At 68.6% G+C, this 23,746-nt stretch carries 20 protein-coding genes; 5 read left to right on the top strand and 15 right to left on the bottom strand.

The window, feature by feature from the left end:
- Positions 1-4: 4 nt before the first annotated feature.
- From tssK to ABIC63_RS20230, 8 genes are all read right to left on the bottom strand, one after another.
- Positions 5-1,360, bottom strand: coding sequence for a type VI secretion system baseplate subunit TssK (gene tssK / locus ABIC63_RS20195; protein WP_354321103.1), 1,356 nt, complete (start codon positions 1,358-1,360; stop codon positions 5-7).
- 30 nt (positions 1,361-1,390) lie between these two features.
- Positions 1,391-1,978 (bottom strand): type VI secretion system lipoprotein TssJ, encoded by a 588-nt coding sequence (gene tssJ / locus ABIC63_RS20200; protein WP_354321104.1) that lies wholly within the window; start codon positions 1,976-1,978, stop codon positions 1,391-1,393.
- 118 nt (positions 1,979-2,096) lie between these two features.
- On the bottom strand, positions 2,097-2,582 hold the full coding sequence (locus ABIC63_RS20205; RefSeq protein WP_234197943.1) for an Hcp family type VI secretion system effector: 486 nt from the start codon (positions 2,580-2,582) through the stop codon (positions 2,097-2,099).
- Between the two features lie 62 nt (positions 2,583-2,644).
- Positions 2,645-4,141: a type VI secretion system contractile sheath large subunit gene (tssC, locus tag ABIC63_RS20210; protein WP_294370055.1), complete on the bottom strand. Its 1,497-nt coding sequence runs from the start codon at positions 4,139-4,141 to the stop codon at positions 2,645-2,647.
- A gap of 36 nt (positions 4,142-4,177) precedes the next feature.
- Positions 4,178-4,699: a type VI secretion system contractile sheath small subunit gene (tssB, locus tag ABIC63_RS20215; protein ID WP_294370059.1), complete on the bottom strand. Its 522-nt coding sequence runs from the start codon at positions 4,697-4,699 to the stop codon at positions 4,178-4,180.
- Between the two features lie 130 nt (positions 4,700-4,829).
- On the bottom strand, positions 4,830-7,544 hold the full coding sequence (gene tssH / locus ABIC63_RS20220) for a type VI secretion system ATPase TssH (protein WP_354321105.1): 2,715 nt from the start codon (positions 7,542-7,544) through the stop codon (positions 4,830-4,832).
- A 441-nt stretch (positions 7,545-7,985) separates the two neighbouring features.
- On the bottom strand, positions 7,986-8,819 hold the full coding sequence (locus ABIC63_RS20225) for a shikimate dehydrogenase family protein (RefSeq protein ID WP_354321106.1): 834 nt from the start codon (positions 8,817-8,819) through the stop codon (positions 7,986-7,988).
- A gap of 38 nt (positions 8,820-8,857) precedes the next feature.
- Positions 8,858-9,769, bottom strand: coding sequence for a shikimate dehydrogenase family protein (locus ABIC63_RS20230; RefSeq protein WP_294370064.1), 912 nt, complete (start codon positions 9,767-9,769; stop codon positions 8,858-8,860).
- A gap of 288 nt (positions 9,770-10,057) precedes the next feature.
- On the opposite strand from ABIC63_RS20230, the gene ABIC63_RS20235 reads away from it, so the two are divergent.
- Positions 10,058-10,810 (top strand): IclR family transcriptional regulator domain-containing protein, encoded by a 753-nt coding sequence (locus ABIC63_RS20235; protein ID WP_354321147.1) that lies wholly within the window; start codon positions 10,058-10,060, stop codon positions 10,808-10,810.
- 3 nt (positions 10,811-10,813) lie between these two features.
- On the opposite strand, the gene ABIC63_RS20240 is transcribed toward ABIC63_RS20235, so the two are convergent.
- From ABIC63_RS20240 to ABIC63_RS20265, 6 genes are all read right to left on the bottom strand, one after another.
- Positions 10,814-11,950, bottom strand: coding sequence for an acyltransferase family protein (locus tag ABIC63_RS20240; protein ID WP_354321107.1), 1,137 nt, complete (start codon positions 11,948-11,950; stop codon positions 10,814-10,816).
- Positions 11,947-12,909: an NAD(P)H-dependent flavin oxidoreductase gene (locus ABIC63_RS20245; RefSeq protein WP_354321108.1), complete on the bottom strand. Its 963-nt coding sequence runs from the start codon at positions 12,907-12,909 to the stop codon at positions 11,947-11,949. Before ABIC63_RS20245 ends, ABIC63_RS20240 begins: the two co-directional genes overlap by 4 nt.
- 106 nt (positions 12,910-13,015) lie before the next feature.
- Positions 13,016-14,806: an acyl-CoA dehydrogenase gene (locus ABIC63_RS20250; protein ID WP_354321109.1), complete on the bottom strand. Its 1,791-nt coding sequence runs from the start codon at positions 14,804-14,806 to the stop codon at positions 13,016-13,018.
- Positions 14,807-14,951: 145 nt separating this feature from the next.
- Positions 14,952-15,884, bottom strand: a complete 933-nt coding sequence (locus ABIC63_RS20255; protein ID WP_294370180.1) for an electron transfer flavoprotein subunit alpha/FixB family protein — start codon at positions 15,882-15,884, stop codon at positions 14,952-14,954.
- Between the two features lie 32 nt (positions 15,885-15,916).
- Positions 15,917-16,666 (bottom strand): electron transfer flavoprotein subunit beta/FixA family protein, encoded by a 750-nt coding sequence (locus tag ABIC63_RS20260; RefSeq protein WP_294370181.1) that lies wholly within the window; start codon positions 16,664-16,666, stop codon positions 15,917-15,919.
- A gap of 273 nt (positions 16,667-16,939) precedes the next feature.
- Positions 16,940-18,274, bottom strand: coding sequence for a mechanosensitive ion channel family protein (locus tag ABIC63_RS20265; RefSeq protein WP_354321110.1), 1,335 nt, complete (start codon positions 18,272-18,274; stop codon positions 16,940-16,942).
- A gap of 142 nt (positions 18,275-18,416) precedes the next feature.
- Between ABIC63_RS20265 and ABIC63_RS20270 the strand changes: the two genes are divergently transcribed.
- Positions 18,417-18,752 carry a hypothetical protein gene (locus ABIC63_RS20270; RefSeq protein WP_017761807.1) on the top strand — a complete coding sequence of 112 codons (336 nt, stop codon included), beginning with the start codon at positions 18,417-18,419 and terminating at the stop codon, positions 18,750-18,752.
- A gap of 11 nt (positions 18,753-18,763) precedes the next feature.
- Here the strand turns inward: ABIC63_RS20270 and ABIC63_RS20275 are convergent, their stop codons facing one another.
- Positions 18,764-19,723 carry a histone deacetylase family protein gene (locus tag ABIC63_RS20275; RefSeq protein WP_354321111.1) on the bottom strand — a complete coding sequence of 320 codons (960 nt, stop codon included), beginning with the start codon at positions 19,721-19,723 and terminating at the stop codon, positions 18,764-18,766.
- A gap of 77 nt (positions 19,724-19,800) precedes the next feature.
- Between ABIC63_RS20275 and ABIC63_RS20280 the strand changes: the two genes are divergently transcribed.
- The 3 genes from ABIC63_RS20280 to ABIC63_RS20290 are packed head-to-tail and all read left to right on the top strand — an operon-like array spanning position 19,801 to position 23,716.
- Complete coding sequence (locus tag ABIC63_RS20280) at positions 19,801-20,721, top strand: AAA family ATPase (protein WP_354321148.1); 921 nt, start codon at positions 19,801-19,803, stop codon at positions 20,719-20,721.
- 18 nt (positions 20,722-20,739) lie between these two features.
- Positions 20,740-21,708, top strand: coding sequence for a DUF58 domain-containing protein (locus ABIC63_RS20285; RefSeq protein WP_354321112.1), 969 nt, complete (start codon positions 20,740-20,742; stop codon positions 21,706-21,708).
- A gap of 7 nt (positions 21,709-21,715) precedes the next feature.
- Entirely contained in the window at positions 21,716-23,716 is a 2,001-nt protein-coding gene (locus ABIC63_RS20290) for a transglutaminase TgpA family protein (protein ID WP_354321113.1), read from the top strand.
- Positions 23,717-23,746 lie beyond the last annotated feature (30 nt).

Below are 23,746 nucleotides of genomic sequence, written 5' to 3' on the forward strand. Positions count from 1 at the left end.
AGGCTCACCGCTCTCGCACTCCCCACAGTTCGAGCCTCAGGCCCGGAAAGTCGCCCGCAAGGTGAAGGGCAAGCCCGCCGAACTTGAGCAGGTGCTCCCAGAGTGGCCCCCGGCTGTCGAGCTGGAAATAGACGAAGCCCGCGTTGAACGGAATCTGGCGCGGCGCCACCGGCAGCGACTGCAGTGCGATCCCCGGCAGATGCGAGCGCAGCAACTCCGTCAGCCGATCGCTCGGCCCCACCTTGCAGCGGGCGGCAAACTGCGCCATCAGCTGGTCGGCAGGCATCTGCGCCGACACGGCGAACACCAGGGCCGTGAAGTCCTGCAGTTGGGTGGGATCGACGCTGGCCACGCGGACCCCATGCGGCCGCTCCTCCAGACGGATGCTCTGGGCACTGCGCACCAGGACGTCGTTCAACTGGGCCTGGATGTCCAGCACCAGGTTTCGCAGCGACAGGTAGGGATCCAGGTGCTGGTAGGCCGGATGTGGCGGCGGGCGTCGCGAGCCCGTCCGGATGTACGTCGACAGCTCGCCGCTCATCATCTTCAGCGCGGCATAGACCTGTTCGGGCGAGGTCTCCCGCACCCGCGTCCAGTGCTCCAGGAGCGGCTCATAGCGGTTCAATATCTGGAGCAGCAGGAAATCGGACACCTCGGCCGCTTCGGACGACTTGCCGTCGCTGGCCGTCAGCCGCGCCGCCAGCGACTGCGCGCGCAGCCGGCACAGGCCATGCAGATGGGTGATCCAGTCCGACAGCAACGCGCTCGCGCCATAGCCGGTGACGGGCGGGATCAGGTTCTCGTCCAGGACGATGCTGCCGTCGGAGCGGATCAGCGTGACCCGCGCGAGTGGAAGGCCGATCCACCCCTCGGTCAGTTCGCGCTCCGGCAGCAGCCGCAGGCGCAGATGCGACAGCTGCACGGCCTTCGGCCCCTGGCCGAAGGAGTTGGCATCGCGCAGCTCGGTCTCGAAGACGGAGAAGCGCGCCAGCGAGCCTGCCGCGTCCGCGGAGTCCTCGAAGGTGGTCTCCTCGCCGTTGGGCGTGCGGATGGGCACACCCAGATGGATGATCTGCTCCAGATGCTCTGGACGGATGGTGAGCGGTGGCGGCAGGGGTGCCTGGGCAGGCGCCTCGAAGGGAGTGCCGTCCGCAAAGACGCCCGCCGCTGCCGCCAGCACCACCTTGCCGAGCGCCAGCGATTCCGGGTCGATGGTGTAGCGGCTGAAGCCCCAGAAGAAGGCGTTCAGGGTCGCGGCGCGACGGTGCGCCACGTACTCGAGGTAACGCTCCTGCTGCTGGAAAAGCTGGGGGCGCAGGAACAGCCCTTCGCTCCATGCCACCTTGTTGTACCAACTCATCTGCTCATCCCTGACATGTCTTCGGCGCGCTCATTCACGTTGGAGCACACGCACGCCACGTGATCCGATACGGATGTCGAGGCTGGCCTTGTTGGAAGGCAGCACGGCCCGGTACCAGGCCGCCTCGGGCGCGGGCTCGATCTTCTGGACCGCCCGCCAGTCCGAATTCACCAGGTCCTTGTAGCCCGCAACCACGCCGATGGCATTCACGTCCGGATGGGAGCGTCGCCGCAGGACGCGGGTCTCGCCAGGTTTCAGGACCATTTCGTCCCGCACGAGCAGGTCGTCGGCGAGCACGGCCTTGTCGCTGTTCTGCAGCGAAAAGTAGTCCGCGGCCAGGAAGACCGCGTCACCCTTGAGTTCGTAGAGGCGGACCATGATGGGCGCGGCACGGCCTTTTTCATCGGGGTTGACGTCCTCGGCCGCCGAGACCCTGATCTCCAGCCGCGTCTGCTCGCGCGGATAGGCAAACTGGGCCTGGGCGGGGGTGCATGGGGCCAGCACCCCCACCATGCCTGCGACCCCGCTGATCAGCGCCGATCGGACGCAAGACAGGCATGTTCTGACCGGCAGCGACAGCGCTGCGCGCACGCGGATGGCGAGCAAGTGAATACCCATGTTCGATCTGCAAGGCGAAACCACGACAGCGGAAGGACCAGACGGCCCCTCCGACACTTGGCGGAGACACGCACGGGCATCCCCGAGCCGTTGCCGACCCGGGTGCCCCGTGCGCGGGTCACATCTCCTTGTTGGCCTTGATGTCGTAGCCGGCGGTCACCGCGCCGCCGCTGCCACCCTGGGCGTTCTGCACGGCGTACTCCTGCTTCACCTTGGTGAAAGACAGCCGCACCCGTTCGCGGACCCGCAGCTCGTCGTCATTGGAGCCGTGCGGCTGCACGCTGGTGATGATGACGTCCGTGAAGGTGAACTTGAGATATTCGAGAGGGCTGCCGCCCGCCTTGCGCACCACCAGCTTGGCCTCCGGCACATGCTTGCCGGTCAGGCAGTACTTCATCAGATTGGGACTCGAGCGGTCGACGAAATGGATGAACTCGAGGTCCTCCACCGTGGCCTTGCCGGCACCACCACCAGAGCCCGAGTGCATGGTGGACTCCTGGAACACCTTCCAGTCGAAGCTGAGCACTTCGATCTCGTTCTTGTGGTCGGCGTCGAGCGCCTCGCCTTCGATGCCGTTGATCTTCAGAAAGATATCTTGAGACATGGTTTACTCCCTGGGCGGGTCGCCCTTGTTTTGGTCAATGAACAGAGGTGTGACAGCTTGACTCAGGCCGCCTCGCGCAGCGACGGCAACTTGGCGACCAACCGCAGCGACACGGTCAGGCCTTCGAGCTGGAAGTGCGGGCGCAGGAAGAACTTGGCGTTGTAGTAGCCGGGATTGCCCTCGATCTCGTCCACCACCACCTCGGCGGCAGCCAGCGGACGGCGGGCCTTCGTCTCCTGGGAGGAGTTGGACGGGTCCGCATCCACGTAATTCATGATCCAGCCGTTCAGCCAGCGCTGCATGTCGTCGCGCTCCTTGAACGTGCCGATCTTGTCGCGGACGATGCACTTGAGGTAGTGCGCAAACCGGGTGGTCGCAAACAGGTAGGGAAGCCGCGCCGACAGATTGGCATTGGCCGTGGCGTCGGCGTCGTAGTACTCCTGCGGCCGCTGCAGCGACTGCGCGCCGATGAAGGCCGCGTGGTCGGTGTTCTTGCGGTGCACCAGAGGGATCAGGCCGGCCTTGGCCAGCTCGGCTTCGCGGCGATCGGAGATGGCGATCTCCGTCGGGCACTTCATATCAAAGCCGCCGTCGTCGGTGGGAAAGGTATGGCAGGGCAGGTTCTCGACCGTCCCGCCCGACTCCACCCCGCGGATCATCGTGCACCAGCCATAGAGCTTGAAGCTGCGGTTGACGTTGACCGCCATGGCGTAGGCCGCGTTGCTCCAGACGTAGTTCCTGTGGTCCGCGCCGTCGGTCTCTTCCTCGAAATCGAACTCGTCGACGGGGTTGGTCTTGGCCCCATAGGGCAGTCGTGCCAGGAAGCGCGGCATGGCCAGGCCCACGTAGCGCGAGTCCTCGGTGTCGCGCAGCGAGTTCCACGGCGCGTGTTCGAGGTTGGAGGTGATCTTCGCCAGATCCCGCGGGTTGGCCAGTTCCTGCCACGACTCCATGCCCAGCAGGGACGGCGCAGCGCCCGCGATGAAGGGCGTGTGCGCGGCGGCCGAGACCTTCGCCATCGCGTTCAGCAGTTCGACGTCCGGCGGCGTGTGGTCGAAGTAGTAGTCGGCCACCAGGCAGCCGTAGGGCTCGCCACCGAGCTGGCCATATTCCTCCTCGTACACGCGCTTGAAGATGGGACTCTGGTCCCAGGCCACGCCCTTGTGGCGACGCAGCGTGCGCCGCACGTCGTCCTTGGAGATGTCGAGGAAGCGGATCTTCAGCTTCTCGTCCGTCTCGGTGTTCGACACGAGGTGATGAATGCCGCGCCAGGCCGACTCGAGCTTCTGGAACTCATCCTTGTGCAGGACCAGGTTGATCTGTTCGGACAGCTTGCGGTCGATCTCGGCGATCACGGCCTCGATGCTGCCGTAGGCGTCGTCGGAGATCGTGACCGCGTTGATCAGCGCCTGCTCGGCCAGGGTGCGGACGGCCGCCTCGACCGCACTGCGCGCCTCGTCGGTCTTGGGCTTGAATTCGCGGTCCAGCAGGGCGGCGAATTCACCGGGGTCGGCCAGCAGCACACTGGACTCTGCGGACTCGATGGTGTCGGTACTCATGAGCTTGTCTTTCCTGGATGGTGGAGGTGCCGCCCTTCAGCGGTCCGTCGTGGCCGGCTCGGCATCGATCTGCCTGGGTGCCGCGCTCAAGGCCTTCAGCAATGCCGGGTCCTGCATCAGCTGGTTGATCAGGCTTTCGGCGCCAGCCTTCCCGTCCATGTAGGTCTGCAGGTTGGACAGCTGCGTCCGGGCCTCCAGCAGCTGCCGCAGCGGCTCGACCTTGCGCGCGACGGCTGCGGGCGAGAAGTCCTCGATGCTTTCGAACGTGATGTCGACCATCAGCTGGCCTTCGCCCGTGAGCGTGTTCGGCACGGCGAAGGCAACGCGCGGCTGGATCGCCTTCATGCGCTCGTCGAAGTTGTCGATGTCCACGTCCAGGAACTTGCGCTCGCCCACGGGCGGAAGCGGCTGCGCGGGCTTGCCCGACAGATCGGCCAGCACCCCCATGACGAAGGGCAGCTCGATCTTCTTTTCCGACCCGTAGATCTCGACGTCGTACTCGATCTGCACACGCGGCGCGCGATTGCGCGCAATGAACTTCTGACTGCTGTTGCTCATAGGCTCCCTGCTGGTTGATGAAGAAGGCTGACGACTCAGGAACGGAGCACGCGCTCCGGCGAGAGGCTTTGCGGTCCGGGCCTGGCTGTGCCGGCAGTGCGGATCCCAGGGTGGCAGCCCGCACGCACGCTCACGCCGGCACCTCCAGCGTGCTCGCGGCGCAGCGGATGCGGATCTGCGGCGTGGCGGCGCGAGGATCGCGCGGCTCGGACGTGGATATGTCGGCGTCGATCACCACCAGCGGCCGGCCCTGCTCCAGGGCAGTGAGCCAGCAGCGAGCGAGTTCGGGCAGCAGTTCCTGCTCGATGGCGGTGATCAGGCGGCGGACACCCGCTTCATGGTTGCCGCCCACCTCGCGCAGATAAGCGGCCAACCGCGCGCTCGCCTGCATTCGGAGGCCGTGCTGTTCCTGGAGACGCCGGGCCACCCGGCCCAGTTGAAGGTCGACGATGGTCGACAGGTCGCGCGCTTGCAGGGGCCGGTAGGGGACGACGGTCACACGCCCCAGGAAGGCGGCTGGAAACACACGTCTCAGGGCCGGCATCGCGACCTCGGCGCTCAATGGCGCGTCCCCGGCGCCGGACGCCACGTCGGCGGCGTCCATCAGCGCCTCCGCGCCGACATTGCTGGTCAGCAGGATGATGCAGTTCCTGAAGTCGATGCGACGACCCTCGCCGTCCTCCATCCAGCCCTTGTCGAACACCTGGAAGAAGAGCTCGTGCACATCCGGGTGGGCCTTCTCGATCTCGTCGAGCAGCACCACGCTGTACGGGCGGCGGCGGACCGCCTCGGTCAACACCCCGCCTTCGCCATAGCCCACATAGCCGGGCGGCGCTCCCTTGAGCGAGGACACGGTGTGCGCCTCCTGAAACTCGCTCATGTTGATGGTGACCATGTTCTGTACGCCGCCATACATGGCGTCCGCCAACGCGAGTGCCGTCTCGGTCTTGCCCACGCCGGAGGGTCCCACGAGCAGGAACACGCCCACCGGCTTGTCGGGGTCGGTGAGCCGTGCCTTGGCGGCCTGCACCCGGTCGGCGATGGTCTGCAGCGCTGAGTCTTGGCCGATGACCCTTGCAGCAAGCAGCGCCTTGAGCTGGAAGACCGCCTTCGCGTCGTCGCTGACCATGCGCCCGACGGGAATGCCCGTCCAATCCGCGAGCACCTGGGCCACGACGGACTCGTCGACCTGGGCCAGCGCCAGACCTGGCCGCTCGCGGACTTGTTGGTCCAACGCCGCGAGCTCCGCCGACACTGGTGATGCCGCGCCATCCGCTGCGTCGACGCCATCGCGCAGAAGGTCCTGCCGCAAGGCACTGATGCGCTGCACCAGCGCCACCTGCGCTTCCCAGCCCTGGAGCTGCCCGGCCAGCTCGTCGCGGGCCTGCGAGAGCGTGGTACGGACTGCCTGCAGGGACACCTCGGCGGAACCGCCGCTCAACCCGAGCCGGATCTGCTTCTGCAGCAGGTCGACCTCGACCTCGAGCGACGCCACCCGGTGGCGCAGCCGCTCCACGCCGGCAGGCGGTGCGTGCATGGACAGACCCACCCGTGCGCAGGCCGTGTCCAGCAGGCTGATCGCCTTGTCGGGCAACTGGCGGGCCGGCAGATAGCGGCGCGACAGCGTGACTGCCGCACGGATGGCTTCGTCCAGGATCACCACGCCGTGGTGGCGGGCAAAGGCGTCCGCGAGGCCGCGGACCATGTCGATGGCGGCGGCCTCCTCGGGCTCGGCGATCTGCAGCACCTGGAAGCGCCGCGTGAGTGCCGGATCCTTCTCGATGTGCCGCTTGTATTCCGCCCAGGTGGTCGCGCCGATGCTGCGCAATGCGCCTCTGGCCAGTGCCGGCTTGAGCAGGTTGGCGGCGTCGCCCGTGCCTGCCTGCCCACCCGCACCGACCAGCGTGTGGACTTCGTCGATGAAGAGGATGACCGGCGGCACGGCCTTGGTGGCATCTTCGAGCAGTCCTTTGAGCCGGCTCTCGAACTCGCCCCGGACGCCCGCACCCGCAAGCATGGCCCCGACATCGACGCTCAGCAGCCGATGCTCGCGCAGTGCCGGCGGCACCTCGCCGGCAGCGATGGCCAAGGCGAGGCCTTCGACGACGGCGGTCTTGCCCACGCCCGCTTCGCCGGTGAGCAAGGGATTGTTCTGCCGGCGACGCAGCAGGATGTCGATGAGCCCGCGAACCTCCAGCTGACGTCCGACCACCGGATCGACCTGCCCGGCCCTGGCCTTTGCCGTGAGGTCGGTGCAGTAGCGCTCCAGGCCCGAGGCACCGTTTCTGGTGAGGGGGCCAGCACCCAGACCGGGTGCTGCTGCGGCATTGCCAGCGACTGCGCTCGCGCCGTCGTGAGGACCTTCACGCCCTTCGGGCGAGCCCTCGACGACCCGGGCCCAGGCCTGCGACAGCCGATCGACATCGATGCGGGCGAAGGCCGGGACGATGCGCAGCAGTGGCGCACGCCGGTCGGCCGATTGCAGGAGCGCCAGCAGCAGCCACGCACCTCGCACGCACTGGCCGCCGTACTCAATGCTGGAAATCACCCAAGCCCACTCCACCGCATCGCTGACATGGCGAGAGATGTCGGAGAGCGAGCTGGCACCAGCGGGCAACTCGGCCAGCGACGCCGCCAGGCCCGCCTCGATGTCTTCGGGCCGGAGATCGAAGTGGCGGACGATGCGGTGCAGGTCGCTGTCACCGGCCTGCCAGAGCTGATGCAGCCAGTGCGTGAGTTCGACGTAGGGATTGCCGCGCAGCCTGGCAAAGGCTGCGCCGGATTCGATGGCGCGGAACAGCGTCGTGTTCAGCCTGCCGAAGAGCGCCTTGCGGGAAACGGCCATCGCACAATGCTCAGCGGGGCGCTGTAAGGTTGTGCGTGGCGCACGCTGCCACCTTGCGCCGGGACATGCGCGGCGCCGCCATCATGGTTGTATTCACGAGATCCTCCCTGCCATCGAAACCATGCACCTCGCTTTCGGGTGCTCGCTTCGATTTAAGCCGAGATGCGCAAGGATTCGGCGCCGCGGCCCCAGTAATGAAGAGACTTCGTGAAGTAGTCCACCAGGCTTTACGCGCCGATGTGGCGAAGCGCCTCAGGCGATGTGAAGGAAGGTTGCCGCAGCGTAAGAGGGCATGGATGCGCGCGTGGAAACCGGACACATCCCCTGCGCCTGACGAAAAAAAATGCCGCCGACCTTCACAGGCCAACGGCATCGATGCGGGCCCTGGCGGACCCGGTGCCCACGCCATCCCTGGCGGATGGCCGAGCGACGCTCGAGCGCTCAGTACTTCAGCGTCGCACTCTCACGCAATTCGTCCGCGGTCGCGGTGCCGAAGCCGAAGAACTCCAGGTACGCAGGAATCATCTCGAACAGCATGTCCGTGCCCACCTGCACCTGGCAGCCGCGCGCCATGGCGGCTTTCAGGAGCGGCGTGTACTCGGTCTTCATCACCACCTCGCCGACGAAGGTGGTCGGTGCGATACGCTCCACGTCGAAGGGCAGCGGATCGCTTTCCTTCATGCCCAGCGGCGTGGCGTTCACGACCACGTCGTAGCCAGCCGGGTCGTTGGAGCCCGTGCTCACCGTCAACTGCGGATAGTGGGCGCGCAGGCGCTCGGCCAAGCCTTCGACGGACGCCGTGTTCAGGTCGAACAGCGAGAGGTGCGCCGCGCCCGCCGCCGCGATGGACGCCGCAATGGCGCAGCCCACGCCACCCGCGCCGGAGACGAGCACGCGCGCGCCACGGAAGCTGCGCCCCTTGCGCTCCACGCCGCGCACGAAGCCGGCGCCATCGAACTGGTCGCCGAGCAGGGTGCCGTCCTCGCGCAGCAGCACGGCGTTGCAGGCACCGGCGATGCGGGCCGTGGGCGTGGTCTCGTGCACCAGTGACATGGTGGTCACCTTGTGGGGCATGGTGACCAGCGCGCCGCGGATGTTGCTCATCCTGAACAGCAGCGGCAGGAAGGCCACGTAGTGTTCGGGCTTCACGCCCATCGGCACCACCACCGCGTCGATGCCCTTCTTGTCGAACCAGGGGTTGTAGATCATCGGAGCCTTGAAGCTCTCGGTGGGGTAGCCGATGTGGGCGATGAGGGTGGTCTTGCCGGAGATCATGGAAGCAGTGATGGGGGGCGGAAGAACGCGAAAAGCGATCAGCCCTGGCGGCCCCGTGGCGCCTGGGCGATCTCGGCCTGAAGTTCGGCCGGATAGATGATCTGCCGCAGAAAGCCGGCGTCCTCGCGCACGAGGGCCGCGGCCTGCGGCAGGTCGAAGTAGTCGAAGTAGTGCGCCATCTGCTGGATGAGCATCTCGAAGCCGGGCTGGGCCTGGAGGCCGCGCGCACGCGCGGCGCGCACCAGCGGCGTGGGCTGGCCGCGCAGCAGGATGTCGAACACGGCCGCGTGCGGCGCCATTCGGGTGACGTCGCAGGGCAGCGCTTCTTCGCCCTTCAGGCCGACCTGGGTGGCATTGATGACCAGGTCGTAGCCCGACGGATCGGCCGAGGGCGCGGCCACTACCTCGGCGTCGAAGGCGGCATCGATGCGGGCTGCGGTGCCCGCGGCCTTGCCCGCGGCCGGGTCATAGAAGGCGATGTGGCGCGCGCCGTCGTCGCCGCCCCCTTCAGCCAGCGACACGCCGATGGCGGCGGCGCTCACGCCCGCGCCCAGGATCAGCACCCGCTGCCCGCGGAAAGGAATGCCGAACCAGTCCAGCGCACCCACGATGCCTTCGCCATCGAACAGGTCGCCTTCGAGCTCTCCGCTTTTCGTCCGCCGCACGATGTTGACCGAGCCCGCCACCCGAGCGAACAGGCCACAGCCGTCGAGCAGGTCCACCGCCAGCGGCTTGTGGGGCGGCGCGATCAGCATGCCCCGGACGTTGTGGCCGAGGAAGCTGGCCTTGAGCCACACGGCGAAATCACGGGCGCGCACCTGCACCGGCACCATCACGGCGTCGATGCCGCAGCGCTCGAAGACGGCGTTGAACATGCGCGGCAGGCGCACATTGGTGACGGGATCGCCAGGGATGAGGTAGAGGTCGGTCTTGCCGGTGATGGAAGCCATCGGGTCGTTCACTCCAAGAGTCGGATGCGCCAGTCGGATCGGGATCGCCGCCGCAAGAACAACGGCCCGGACTGTAGACAGCAGGGTGCGGGGCCGTCAGTCGGGGGCGGATCGTGGCGTTCGATAATCGCCCAGCACTGAACGATCAACGAACGTCTTAAGGGTTTGTACGTGGTCTCTCGCCGCCTTGCCTCCACCCCCGTCTCCGAGCCATCGCACGAGGACGAAAGCCCCGATTCTCCGTCCTCCCCCGCAGGGGATGCACAGGACGGTCAGGCGCCCGCCGGCCTGGACCGGCGCGACTGGATCGCCGGCCTGGAGCGCGGCGTCGGCATCATCGAGGCCTTCGACGACGCCCATCCCCGCATGACGGCCAGCGAGGCCGGCCAGCGCACCGGCCTCACGCGCACGGCAGCGCGGCGCTACCTGCTGACGCTGCAGCACATGGGCTATGTGGCCAGCGACGGCAAGCTGTTCTGGCTCACACCGCGCGTGTTGCGGCTCGGCCAGTCGTACCTCGATTCGGCGCGGCTGCCGCGCATTGCACAGCCCTTCCTGCAGCGCGTGGCCGTCGGCACGCACGAGACGGCATACCTCAGCGTGCTGGACGGCGACGATGTGGTCTACATCGCCCGCAACGGTCCGCAGCGGCAGATGAGCACCGGCTACGTGCTGGGCGCACGGGTGCCCGCGCAGGTGACGGCGGCCGGGCTGCTCATGCTGGCCCTGTTGCCCGAGGCCGCTTCGGCGGCCTGGTGGGCCGCACGCAAGCTGCAGGTCTTCACCTCCTTCACGCTGGCCGACCCCGCCGACCTGCGGCGCGAGATGGCCCGCGTCAAGGCCCAGGACTGGGCGCTGTCCGAACAGCAGCTGGACCTGAATTCACGCGGCATCGCCGTGCCGCTGCGCGACCGGCGCGGCGACGTGCATGGCGCCTTGAACATCACCATGCCCATGGGCCAGGAGAGCACCGAGGCTGCCGTCGCCCGCGTGCTGCCGGTGCTGCGCGAGGCCGCGCAGGCGATGCGCAATCTGATCTGAACCTCAGAGGCCGACGGCCAGGCCGCTCAGCAGCAGGCCGGTTCCCCAGACCGCCGGCATGCGCCACGACGTGGCCCGTGCCTCCACCCGTTCATGCAGCGTGCGTGCCGCGCCCAGCGAGAGCACGAAGGCAGCGACCAGCGCGCCGAGCGCCTGCCACGGCGCCATTTGCTCCAGGTTGATCTGCGCCGAAGCGCTCACAAGCAGCAAGACAGGGAAATGGATGAGGAACAGCGCATAGGACCACGCCCCCATGCGCTGAAGCGGCGACCACACCTGCACGGCGAGCCAGCCACGAGGCTGCGCCAGAACAAGAAACAGACTGGCGAGCAAGGCGATGGCGACGCGGCTGCGCCAGTCGATCCACAACGCAAGGCCGCCAAGCAGGGCCAGGACCAGCAATGCAGCGATGCGCCCGCGTCGCGCTCGCAGCCGCCCCGCCCAGAAGGCCAGCACTCCGAGGCCATAGCTGCCGAAGAAGTAGAGGCCCGTCTCGTCGAGCACGCTGTGACGATTAAAAACCACCAACGAGGCTGACGTCAGCCCCGCCACCATGAGCACCGTCAGCGCACGGACCACCTTGGCATCGAGCCGACCCTGCCGCCGCCACAATGCCGCCACCCAGAACAGCAGGAGCGCCAGCCCATACAGCTGGAAGTCGACGGCCACGTACCACACGCCAGTGGACAGCGCGGGCTGGTTCAGCAGGTCCTGCAGCAGCAGCGCATGGGCCACCATCTGGACGAACGACGGCTGGCCCGGCACGTCGTCGCCCGGCAGCGCCGGACGCACGAGGGCTTCCACGAGCACGCAGGCCACCAGGGCCGCCAGATAGGGCGAAGCCAGCCGCACGTAGCGCTGGACAAGTCGCAGGCAGGGATGCCCCGCACGCAACTCACCCTCGGGTGCCAGGCTGGCCGCCGTCAGGAAGCCACCCAGCACCAGGAAGACCTGGACCGCCAGCCGGCCCTCGCGCCCCAGGACCTCGAACAGCGTCGGCGCCAACGACCAAGCCGCCACGGGCAAGGGCCCGTAGCGGCTGAAGTGATGGGCCACGATCAGCAGGCAGGCCAGTGCCTTGAGTGCGTCGATCAGGGGCCAGCGAGGCGGCGGCGCGCGGCCGCCGGTGGCAGGGTTCAAAGTGCCAGGCGACGGCGGGCTTCTTCGTACTCGCGCCGCAGCGTGGCGACGAAGTCGGCCGTGGGCTGCACCTTCTTGATGGCGCCGATGCCCTGGCCGGAGCCCCAGATGTCCTTCCAGGCCTTGGCCTTGCTGCCCTCACCCGACGCGAAGTTCATGGTCTTGACGTCGCCCTCGGGCAGGTTGGCCGGGTCCATGCCTGCCGCCACGATGCTGGGCGCCAGGTAGTTTCCATGCACGCCGGTGAACAGGCTGGAGTAGACGATGTCGTCCGAGTTGCTGTCGACGATGGCCTGCTTGTAGGCGTCGCTCGCGCGGGCTTCGTCGGTGGCGATGAAGGCGCTGCCGATGTAGGCGAAGTCGGCGCCCATGGCCTGCGCGGCCAGCACGGCACCGCCGGTGGCGATGGAGCCCGACAGCGCGACGGGGCCATCGAACCACTCGCGGATCTCCTGAATCAGCGCGAAGGGGCTCTTCACGCCCGCATGGCCACCGGCACCGGCCGCAACGGCGATCAGGCCGTCAGCCCCCTTCTCGATGGCTTTCTTGGCAAAGGTGTTGTTGATCACGTCGTGCAGCGTCACGCCGCCGTAGCTGTGCACCGCCTCGTTGACGTCGGTGCGCGCGCCGAGGGACGTGATGATGATCGGCACCTTGTACTTCACCACCAGCTCCATGTCGTGCTCGAGCCGGTCATTGCTCTTGTGGACGATCTGGTTGATGGCGAAGGGCGCGGCCGGCTTGTCGGGGTTGGCCTTGTCGTAGGCCGCCAGTTCCTCGGTGATCTCGGCCAGCCATTCGTCCAGCTGCGCCGCGGGCCGCGCATTGAGCGCAGGCATCGAGCCGACGACGCCGGCCTTGCATTGGGCGATCACCAGCTTGGGGTTGCTGATGATGAACAGGGGCGAGCCGATGATGGGCAGCGGCAGGTGGGCGAGTGCGCCAGGCAGTCTGGACATGGGAAAGTCTCCTCTCGTGTGAATCGATGGTTCGGGCGAAGTTATAGGGGCCGGCTGCCGCGCCTGCCGTCCGATGGGCGACAGGTGGGCATGGCCGGCGGCGGCCTCAGAAGGCTTCGAGCGGCAGGGCCGTGACGCTGGACGCACCGCCGACGATGGCGTCGCGCGTGGCACCGGCCTTCACCAGGATGTGTTCGGCGTAGAAGCGCGCCGTGGCCACCTTGGCCTGCATGAAGGCCGCGTCCTGCGCCTGGGCCTCGGGCGTCAGCGCCACCAGCAGCGAGCGGCCCAGTTGCCAGCCAGCCACCAGGTTGCCGGCCAGCATCAGGTAGGGCACGCTGCCCGCGTACACCGCATTCGGGTCGCCCTTGGCCTGGCCGGCGATGAAGTCCACCACGTCCAGGTAGGCCTCACGCGCGGCCTTCAGGCGCTGCGCCACAGCTTTCGCGTCGTCGCTGGGGCTGGCCAGCAGTTCGGCCTCGGTCTTCTCGACCTGCGCCGCGATGGCACGCGCGGCCTGGCCGCCGTCACGCGCCGTCTTGCGGCCCACCAGGTCGTTGGCCTGGATGGCGGTCGTGCCTTCGTAGATGGTCAGGATCTTGGCGTCGCGGTAGTACTGGGCGGCACCGGTCTCCTCGATGAAGCCCATGCCACCGTGCACCTGCACCCCCAGCGAGGTCACCTCCAGGCTCATCTCGGTGCTGTAGCCCTTGACCAGCGGCACCAGGAATTCATAGAAGGCCTGGTTCTGTTTGCGCACCTCGGCGTCCTCGTGGTGGTGGGCGGCGTCGTAGGCCGCGGCCGCCACGCTGGCCATGGCGCGGCAACCTTCGGTGTACGCCCGCATGGTCATCAGCATGCGGCGCACGTCGGGGTGGTGGATGATCGGCGCGCTCTTCGTCATCGAGCCATCGACGGGGCGACTCTGCACCCGCTCGCGGGCATAGGCCACCGCATGCTGGTAGGCCCGCTCGGCCACCGCGATGCCCTGAACGCCCACGGCATAGCGGGCGGCGTTCATCATGATGAACATGTACTCCAGGCCGCGGTTCTCCTCGCCCACGAGATAGCCGATGGCGCCCCCGTGGTCGCCGTACTGCAGCACGGCTGTCGGGCTGGCCTTGATGCCCAGCTTGTGCTCGATGCTGACGCAGTGCACGTCGTTGCGCGCGCCCAGCGAGCCGTCTTCATCGACCATGAATTTGGGCACCACGAACAGGCTGATGCCCTTGACGCCCTCCGGCGCGCCGCTCACCCGGGCCAGCACCAGGTGCACGATGTTCGGCGCCATGTCGTGCTCGCCGTAGGTGATGTAGATCTTGGTGCCGAAGACCTTGTAGCTGCCGTCGGGCTGCGGCTCGGCGCGGGTGCGCACCAGGGCGAGGTCGCTGCCGGCCTGCGGCTCGGTGAGGTTCATGGTGCCGGTCCATTCGCCGCTCACCAGCTTTTCCAGGTAGGTTGCCTTGAGCTGCTCCGAGCCGGCCGTGAGCAGCGCCTCGATGGCGCCGTCGGTCAGCAGCGGGCACAGCGCGAAGCTGAGGTTGGCGCTGTTGACCATCTCGCCGCAGGCCGCGCCGATGGTCTTGGGCAGACCCTGGCCGCCGAAGTCGACCGGATGCTGCAGGCCCTGCCAGCCGCCTTCGGCGTACTGGCGGAAGGCGTCCTTGAAGCCGGGCGTGGTGCGCACCGCGCCGTCCTTGAAGGACGAGGGGTCGCGGTCGCCGGCCACGTTCAGCGGCGCGATCACGTCCTGCGTCAGCTTGGCGCACTCTTCCAGCACGGCGGCGGCGGTGTCCAGGCCGGCGTCGCCAAAGCCCGGCATCTGGGCGATCTTGTCGATGCGCGCCAGATGCTGGATGTCGAACAGCATGTCCTTGATGGGCGCGGTGTAGCTCATGGAAGTCTCCTCGGATGAAAGTGGCGGAACGGGTGAACGCCCAGGCGCAGGCGATCCCGCGGGGCATGCCGCCCCGCTGCCGGCGATGAAAAAAGGGCATCGCGAACGATGCCCTTGAAGTTGCGCTTCGGCGGTGGCGAGGGCCTCAGAGCGCCTTCACCAGCTCCGGCACGGCCGTGAACAGGTCGGCTTCGAGGCCGTAGTCGGCCACGCTGAAGATCGGCGCTTCGGGGTCCTTGTTGATCGCCACGATCACCTTGGAGTCCTTCATGCCGGCCAAGTGCTGGATGGCGCCCGAAATGCCGGCGGCCACGTACAGCTGCGGCGCCACGATCTTGCCCGTCTGGCCCACCTGCAGGTCGTTGGGCGCATAGCCCGCGTCCACCGCGGCGCGGCTGGCGCCGATGGCGGCGCCCAGCTTGTCGGCCAGCGGCGTCATCACTTCCTGGAACTTCTCGCTGCTGCCCAGCGCGCGGCCGCCCGAGACGATGATCTTGGCCGCCGTCAGCTCCGGACGGTCGTTCTTGCTCACCTCGCGGCCCACGAATGCACTCTTGCCGCTGTCGGCAGCGGCGTCCTTGGTCTCGACCTGCGCGCTGCCACCGGTGGCAGCGGCGGCGTCGAAGCCCGTGGTGCGCACGGTGATCACCTTCTTGGCGTCGGCCGATTGCACGGTGGCGATGGCGTTGCCGGCGTAGATCGGGCGCTCGAAGGTGTCGGGGCTGTCGACCTTCGTGATGTCGCTGATCTGCGCCACGTCCAGCTTGGCGGCCACGCGCGGAGCGACGTTCTTGCCCGCGGCGGTCGCCGGGAACAGGATGTGGCTGTAGTCGCCGGCCAGGGCCAGCACCTGGGCCGCGACGTTCTCGGCCAGGCCCTCGGCCAGGCTCGCGCCGTCGGCATGGATCACCTTGGCCACGCCGGCGATCTGCGCGGCGGCCTGGGCGGCGGCGCCCGCGTTCTGGCCGGCCACCAGCACATGGACATCACCGCCGCAGGCGGCAGCGGCCGTGACGGTGTTCAGCGTGGCGGGCTTGATCGACTGGTTGTCGTGTTCTGCAATGACGAGTGCGGTCATGTCTTGTCTTTCCTTCGTCGTGTCTGTGCCGATCAGATGACCTTGGCTTCGTTCTTGAGCTTGTCGACCAGGGTGGCGACGTCGGGCACCTTCACGCCGGCACCGCGCTTGGCCGGCTCGCTGACCTTCAGGGTCTTCAGGCGCGGCTTGACGTCCACGCCCAGGTCCTCGGGCTTGACGGTGTCCAGCGGCTTCTTCTTGGCCTTCATGATGTTGGGCAGCGTGACGTAGCGCGGCTCATTGAGGCGCAGGTCGGTGGTGACCACGGCCGGCAGGCTCAGGCTGATGGTTTCCAGGCCGCCGTCGACTTCGCGCGTGACCTTGGCCTTGTCGCCTTCGACCTCGACCTTGCTGGCGAAGGTGGCTTGCGGCAGGTCGGCCAGGGCGGCGAGCATCTGGCCGGTCTGGTTGGCGTCGTCGTCGATGGCCTGCTTGCCCAGGATGATGAGCGCGGGCTGTTCCTTGTCGACCAGGGCCTTGAGCAGCTTGGCCACGGCCAGGGGCTGCAACTCTTCGGTGGTCTCGACCAGGATCCCGCGGTCGGCGCCGATGGCCATGGCGGTGCGCAGCGTTTCCTGGCACTTGGCCTCGCCGCAGCTGACGGCGATGACCTCGGTGGCCACGCCCTTTTCCTTCAGCCGCACGGCCTCTTCGACGGCGATCTCGTCGAAGGGGTTCATGCTCATCTTGACGTTGGCGATGTCCACCCCGCTGCCGTCGCTCTTGACGCGCACCTTCACGTTGTAGTCGACGACCCGCTTGACGGGGACCAGAATCTTCATTGGCTTGACTCCGTTGATTGCAAAAGGCGTGTTGCTGCGCAACTCAGCAAAACATTCTAGGGCGACCCCTCCGGCGGGCGTGCTTTGCCCGCTGGGGCGACGCGGGCGGCCAGCGCCGGCGCCATAAAAAGAACGATCGTGCTTTTTTGAAGATTATAGTGACGGATTCCTCGTGCGCTGCAGCATTGGCGACACGAACCGAGGGACAAGGCCGGCGCTGGAAAGGCCGTTCATCACCGGTCGGGCCCCTTTCGCGGCCCGCAACGGCCTCGTTCAGGCGCCTCCGGTGGCGCTCCGGTCCCCAGCCGAGGGCTGGCTGTCGCCGCCCCCGCCCGGGGGCGTCTGCGGGCCCGCACCGGCCGGCAGCGACGCCACCCGCACGACGCGCTGTGGAAAAGGAATGTCGATGCCGGCTCGCCGCAGTCCTTCCAGCACCGCGATGTTGACCGCCGAGCGCACGTTGTCCCTGCCCTTGTCCGGATCGCTGATCCAGTAGTTGAGCGTGAACTCCAACCCGTCGGCACCAAAGTTGGTGAGGAAGGCCACCGGCTTCGGGTCGGCCAGCACCCGGTCCTGCGCGGCGGCGGCCTCGCACAGGATCGCCTGCACCTGCGTCGGCTCGCTGTCGTACCCCACGGCGATGACGGTGTTGAGATTGGTCTTGAGGTCCGCGAGCGTCAGGTTCTCGACGCGGCCCGTGATGATCGACTCGTTGGGCACGATGGCCTGGCGCCCGTTGCCGGCGCGGATGAGCGTGTAGCGGGTCTTGATGTCGGTGATGCGGCCTTCGAACGTGTCGACCTTGACGCTGTCGCCGATGCGGATCGAGCGCTCCAGCAGGATCACGAAGCCGCTCACATAGTTGGCCGCGAGCTTCTGCAGACCGAAGCCCAGGCCGACCCCCAGCGCACCGCCGAGCACCGAGAGCGCGGTCAGGTCCACGCCCACGGCCGAAAGCGCGAACAGCAGCCCGACCAGCAGCAGCCCGGCGCGCACCGCGTTCGAGGCCACCTTGCGCATCGACAGGTCACTCACCGCCGGCGTGAGCAGCCGCTTCTCGATGGTGGACGAGATCCACAGCGTGATCATCAGCACCACGCCGCACGACAGCACGCCTTCGAACAGCGTGCGCAGGCTGACCCGCGTCTTGCCGAAACCGAGGTTGATCGCCTCCAGCTCGTCCAGCACGGGCGGCAGCAGCCCCACGATCCAGAGAATGGCGGCCGCCCACGCCACCCATGAGATGGTGCGCTCCACCAGCCGCACCAGCGCAGAAGCCGGGAACACCCGCCGCAACACCCGCGCGAAGAGCCGGATGGCCAGCAGCGCCAGGAAGATCGACACCGCCACCCGCAGCAGCAGCGTGGGCTGCACCGTCAGCAGCAGCCGCCGCGCCAGATCCGTGAAGGCCAGCGCCAGCAGGGGAAAGAGCAAGCCGTCGAAGCTCTTCTCGCCGAACCACAGCGAATCACCCGGCTGGTCGCGGCCGAACCACCGGGTCACGCCCCAGGCCAGCAGCAGGCACAGCACCAGCGCGGCGATCTCGGTCCACAGTGTGCGGGCATGCACCTCGGAGAGGCGCTGTACGAATCCATTCCAGTCGAGCATGCGCTGGCGGCTTCCCCTGCGGGGAAGATCACGGGAGTTGCAGGAGGCGCGAGGGTAACAAGCGGCGTTGGCTTGGCGAGCAGACGTCGATGTCAGCCGGCAACCTTCGGCATGCGGGGTGCCGACGCACAATCATCGGCCCATGCCGCGCCGCCGCTCACGAGACCACCACCACGTCTATGTCGTGCTGCTGTCCGAGCGCGTGTGGAACGAGCCGGCCTTCCGGCGCGCCAACCCGGACCACGACATCCTCAAGCCCTGCGTCTACGTCGGCATGACCGGCCTGGACCCGGACCTGCGCTTCGACCGCCACATGGCTGGGGTGCAGGCCAATCGCTTCGTCTTGAAGTACGGCGAGCGACTCATGCCCGAGTTGTACGAGGCCTACAACCCCATGCCCTACCGGGCCGCCGTCGAGATGGAGGTGGAACTGGCCATCGGCCTGCGCGAAGCCGGCTATGGCGTCTGGCAAGCCTGATCGGGCCGGGCTCAGAGGTCGGCCAGCACCCGCACGTGCGCCTCGACGCTGCGCGCCAGCGCGTCGAGGTTGTAGCCGCCTTCGAGCATCGAGACGATGCGGCCCTTGGCATGGCGGTCGGCCACTTCGCGGATGCGGCTGGTGATCCAGATGTAGTCGTTCTCGTTGAGGCCCAGTTGGCCCAGTTCGTCCTCGCGGTGGGCGTCGAAGCCGGCACTGACGATGAGCAGCTCGGGCCGGAAGGCCTCCAGCCGCGGCATCCATACAGCCTCGATCATCTCGCGCACGTCCATGCCGCGGGTGTAGGCCGGGATGGGCACATTGACCATGTTGTCGGCCGGATGGTCGGTGCCGCTGAACGGGTAGAAGGGGTGCTGGAAGATGCCCACCATCAGCACGCGCGGATCACCGGCGAGGATGTCCTCGGTGCCGTTGCCGTGGTGCACGTCGAAGTCCACCACCGCCACACGCGAGATTCCATGCTCGTCCAGCGCATGCCTGGCGGCGATGGCCACGTTGTTCAGGAAGCAGAAGCCCATGGCCTGCTCACGGCAGGCATGATGGCCCGGCGGGCGCACGGCGCAGAAGGCGTTCTGCAACTGCCCGCCCATCACTGCGTTGGTGGCCGCGATGGCGGCACCGGCCGCGCGGCGTGCCGCCAGCAACGTGCCACGGCAGAGCGATGTGTCGGGGTCGACGGGGGCATGGTCAGGGCCGCCGGCGGGCGCATCGGCCACCAGGCGCTGGGCCAGGGCTTCGAGCCGCTCCATGTGCTCTGCGCTGTGGGCCCGGGTGATCTGGGCCAGCGTGGCCAGGGGAATGTCGTCGTCGTGGCGCTCCAGCGCGTCGGCCACGCCGGTGACGAGCAGGCGGTCCTCGATCGCGTCCAGGCGCTCGGGACATTCCGGGTGGCCGCGACCCATTTCGTGCTTCCAGAAATCGCGGTGCGTGTAGTAGCCGGTGTTGCCCATGTCTCGTGTTCTCGTGCATGGCCCCAGGCGGCGGCCGGCCGGGGCGCATGCGCTATCTTCTGCGGATGGATACCAAAATGGACGTGGCCGCCAAGCTCGCCGCCTTGCTGAATCAGCTTAACACGGTGATCGTCGGCAAGGCCGCCCAGGTGCGCGACGGCGTGGCCTGCCTGCTGGCGGGCGGGCACCTGCTGATCGAGGACGTGCCGGGTGTGGGCAAGACCACGCTGGCGCACGCGCTGGCCCACACCTTCGGGCTGCAGTTCTCGCGCGTGCAGTTCACCGCCGACCTGATGCCCGGCGACCTGTCGGGCGTTTCCATCTACGACCGGGGGCAGCAGGGCTTCGTGTTCCATCCCGGGCCGGTGTTCGCGCAGGTGCTGCTGGCCGACGAGATCAACCGCGCCAGTCCCAAGACCCAGAGCGCGCTGCTCGAAGCCATGGAGGAGAAGCAGGTCACCATCGAAGGCCAGACGCGGCCGCTGCCCGAACCCTTCTTCGTCATCGCCACGCAGAACCCGCTGGACCAGCTGGGCACCTTCGCGTTGCCGGAATCGCAGCTCGACCGCTTCCTGATGCGCATCTCGCTGGGCTATCCGGACCGCGCGGCCGAGCTGGATCTGCTCTCCGGCGCCGACCGCCGCCAGATGCTGGGCACGCTGCCCGCGTTGCTGACCGCGGGCGAGCTGCGGGCGATCCAGCAGCGCGTGCTGCAGGTGCATGCCGCGCCCGCACTGCTGGCCTATCTGCAGGACCTGATCGAGGCCACGCGCTCCGGCCGCTGGTTTTTGCAGGGGCTGTCGCCGCGTGCCGGCATCGCGGTGCTGCGGGCCGCCAAGGCGCAGGCGCTGCTGGCCGGGCGCGACTATGTGGCGCCCGACGACATCCAGGCCGTGCTGCCGCAGACCATCGCCCACCGGCTCAACCCGGTCGGCGATGCGGGGCGCGGCGCCGTCGAGCAGGTGCGCGCCATGATGGCGGCCGTGCCCCTGCCCTGACCCGGGCGCCGACCGTCCATGGACCTCCCCCTGCGCCAGCGCATGGAGACCTGGCTGCTCGCGCGCCGGGCGCCCAGCGACCAGGTCACGCTCACGCAAAGGCAGGTGTACATCCTGCCGACCCGCGCCGGGCTGCTGCTGGCCGCCACGCTGCTGGTGCTTCTGGTGGCCTCGATCAACTACCAGCTCAACCTGGGCTACCTGCTGACCTTCCTCATCGCTGGCTGCGCGGTGGCGGGCATGCATGTGGGCCACGGCACGCTGCGCGGCCTGCAGATGCACCTGCTGCCGCCCGTGCCCGGCCATGCGGGCACGGCGGCCGTGCTGCGGGTGGTGCTGCACAACACGGGCCGGCGCACGCGCTTCGGCATCGGGCTGGCCGTGCGAGGCAGCGGGCATTGGTCGTGGACGGATGTGCCCGCGCAGGGCGAGACCCCGGTGGACATCGGCTTCCTGCCGCCACGCCGCGGCCTGCATGCCGTGCCCATGCTCACGGCCGAGACGCGCTTTCCGATGGGCGCCTTCCGCGTCTGGACCGTCTGGCGCCCGGCGGCGCAACTGCTGGTCTGGCCTGCCGCCGAGGTGGGTGCGCCGCCGCTGCCCACCGGCCCCGCCGATGCGGACAACACCAGCCCGGCCCGGCGCCAGGCCGGCGGCAGCGGCTTCGAAGGGGTGCGCGTCTACCAGCGTGGCGACCCGCTGCGCCAGCTGGTGTGGAAGCGCGTGGCCCGCGCGCAGGCGGCCGGCTCCGAGGAACTGGTCAGCCGCGACAGCCAGCAGTCCTCGCGCCATTCGCTTTGGCTGGATGCCGCCGCCACCGGCCTGCCCGATGCCGAGGCGCGGCTGTCCCGCCTGACTGCCTGGGTGCTGCAGGCCGACCGGCTGGAGCTCGACTACGGCCTGCGCATCGGCGGGCGCAGCCTGGGGCCGTCGCGTGGCGAAGCCCACCGACGTGCCTGCCTCGAAGCCCTGGCCCTTGCCCCGTGATGCCGCCATGACCGCCCTGTCCCCGCGCCTTCGCGCGCGCGCCGCCGGCCTGCCGCGCGACGCGCGCGACACGCTCTTCCTGCTGGCCGTCATCGCGGTGGTGCTGCTGCCGCAGGTGCCAACGCTGCCCCTGTGGACCAGCGTCCTGGCCGGCGCCGTGCTGGTGGGGCGCGGGCTGCTGGCCTGGCGCTCTGCGCCGCTGCCGGGGTGGCGCTGGCGCGTGGGCATGTTGCTGCTCGCGCTGGCGGCCACCTGGCTGAGCTACCGCACGCTGATCGGTCGCGAGGCCGGCGTCACGCTGGTGGTGGTACTGCTGGCGCTCAAGACGCTGGAACTGCGCGCCCGGCGCGACGCCTTCGTGGTGTTCTTCCTGAGCTTCTTCGTGATGCTCACCAGCTTCTTCCAGTCGCAGTCGCTGCTGACGGCGGCGCTGATGCTGTTGGCGCTGATGGGGCTGCTCACTGCGCTCGTCAATGCCCACATGCCGGTTGGCCGGCCGCCGCTCGCGCAGTCCGCGCGCATCGCGGCCTTCATGACCCTGGCCGGCGCGCCCGTCATGCTGGCCTTGTTCCTTTTCTTCCCGCGGCTGGCGCCGCTGTGGGGCACGCCCAACGAGGGCATGACCGGCCGCAGCGGCCTTTCGGCCACCATGCGCGTGGGCACCATCGCGCAGCTGGCGCTGGACGACGGCATCGCCGCGCGCGTGCGCTTCGACGGCGACGCCCCGCCCACTCGCACCGCGCTGTACTTCCGCGGGCCGGTGCTGTCGCGCTTCGATGGCGTCGAATGGACATCGCCCGAGCCCTGGGAGCGCGGCCTGCCCCAGCTGCGCAGCCGCGGCGAGCCAGTTGGCTACGAGATCACGCTGGAGCCCAGCAACCGCCCCTGGCTACTGGCCCTGGACGCCATGCGCACGGCGCCCGCCCTGCCCGACGGCCTGCGCGCGCTCCAGGGCGGCGACCTGCAGTGGAGCACCAACCGCCCCATCGGCGACCTGCTGCGCTACCGCGGCCAAAGCCAGTTGGATTTCACGAGCGGCCCGGTGCGCCGAGCCGGCCTGCCCGGCTTCTACCTGGCGCTGCCGCCCGGCAGCAATCCGCGCACAGCCGAGCTCGCCCGCCAGTTGCAGGCCCAGGCCGGCGGCAGCACGACCGCGCTGGTCGACGCCGTGCTGCAGCGGCTGCGCACGGGTGGCTACGTCTACACGCTGGAGCCCGGCGTCTATGGTGCACAGACGGCCGACGAGTTCTGGTTCGACCGCAAGGCCGGCTTCTGCGAGCACATCGCCTCGTCCTTCGTGATCCTGATGCGGGCTGCGGGCGTGCCGGCGCGCATCGTCACCGGCTTCCAGGGCGGCGAGATCAACCCGGTGGATGGGTACTGGACGCTGCGCAACAGCGACGCCCATGCGTGGGCCGAGGTGTGGGAGGAAGACAAGGGCTGGTGGCGCGTGGACCCGACGGCGGCCGTGTCGCCGGGCCGCGTGGGCCAGTTCCAGCGCCTGGTGCCCCTGCCCGGCTTCTTCGCCGGGGCCATCGGCGCCATGAGCCCGACGCTGATGCAGCACGCCCGCGCGCTGTGGGAGGCGGTCAACAACGCCTGGAACCAGCGGGTGCTGAACTACACGCAGACCCGGCAGCTGGACCTGCTCAAGGCCCTGGGCATGGACAGCCCCGACCCCGCCGATCTGGCGCGCGTGCTGCTTTTTGCGCTGATAGCGGCCAGCCTGGGCGGCGCAGCCTGGGCCTGGCGCGAGCGTCGACGCACCGACCCGTGGCTGCGGCTGCTGGCCCGGGCGCGTGCCCGGCTCGCCCGGGCCGGCGTGAGCGTGCCGCCCGACAGTCCGCCGCGGCGCATGGCGGAGCTGCTCGCCGCGCGTTTCGGCGAGGCCGCCACACCGACGCGCGACTGGCTGCTGCGGCTGGAGGCCCAGCGCTACGCACGCGATCCGGCCGACGACCTGGCCGCGTTACGGCGCGACTTCCGGCGCCTGCGCTGGCCAGGGTGAGCGATGCGCGCACCCTTCGGCACAATCGGC

Source organism: Pseudacidovorax sp. 1753, assembly GCF_040544975.1.
Classification (GTDB): domain Bacteria; phylum Pseudomonadota; class Gammaproteobacteria; order Burkholderiales; family Burkholderiaceae_C; genus Xenophilus.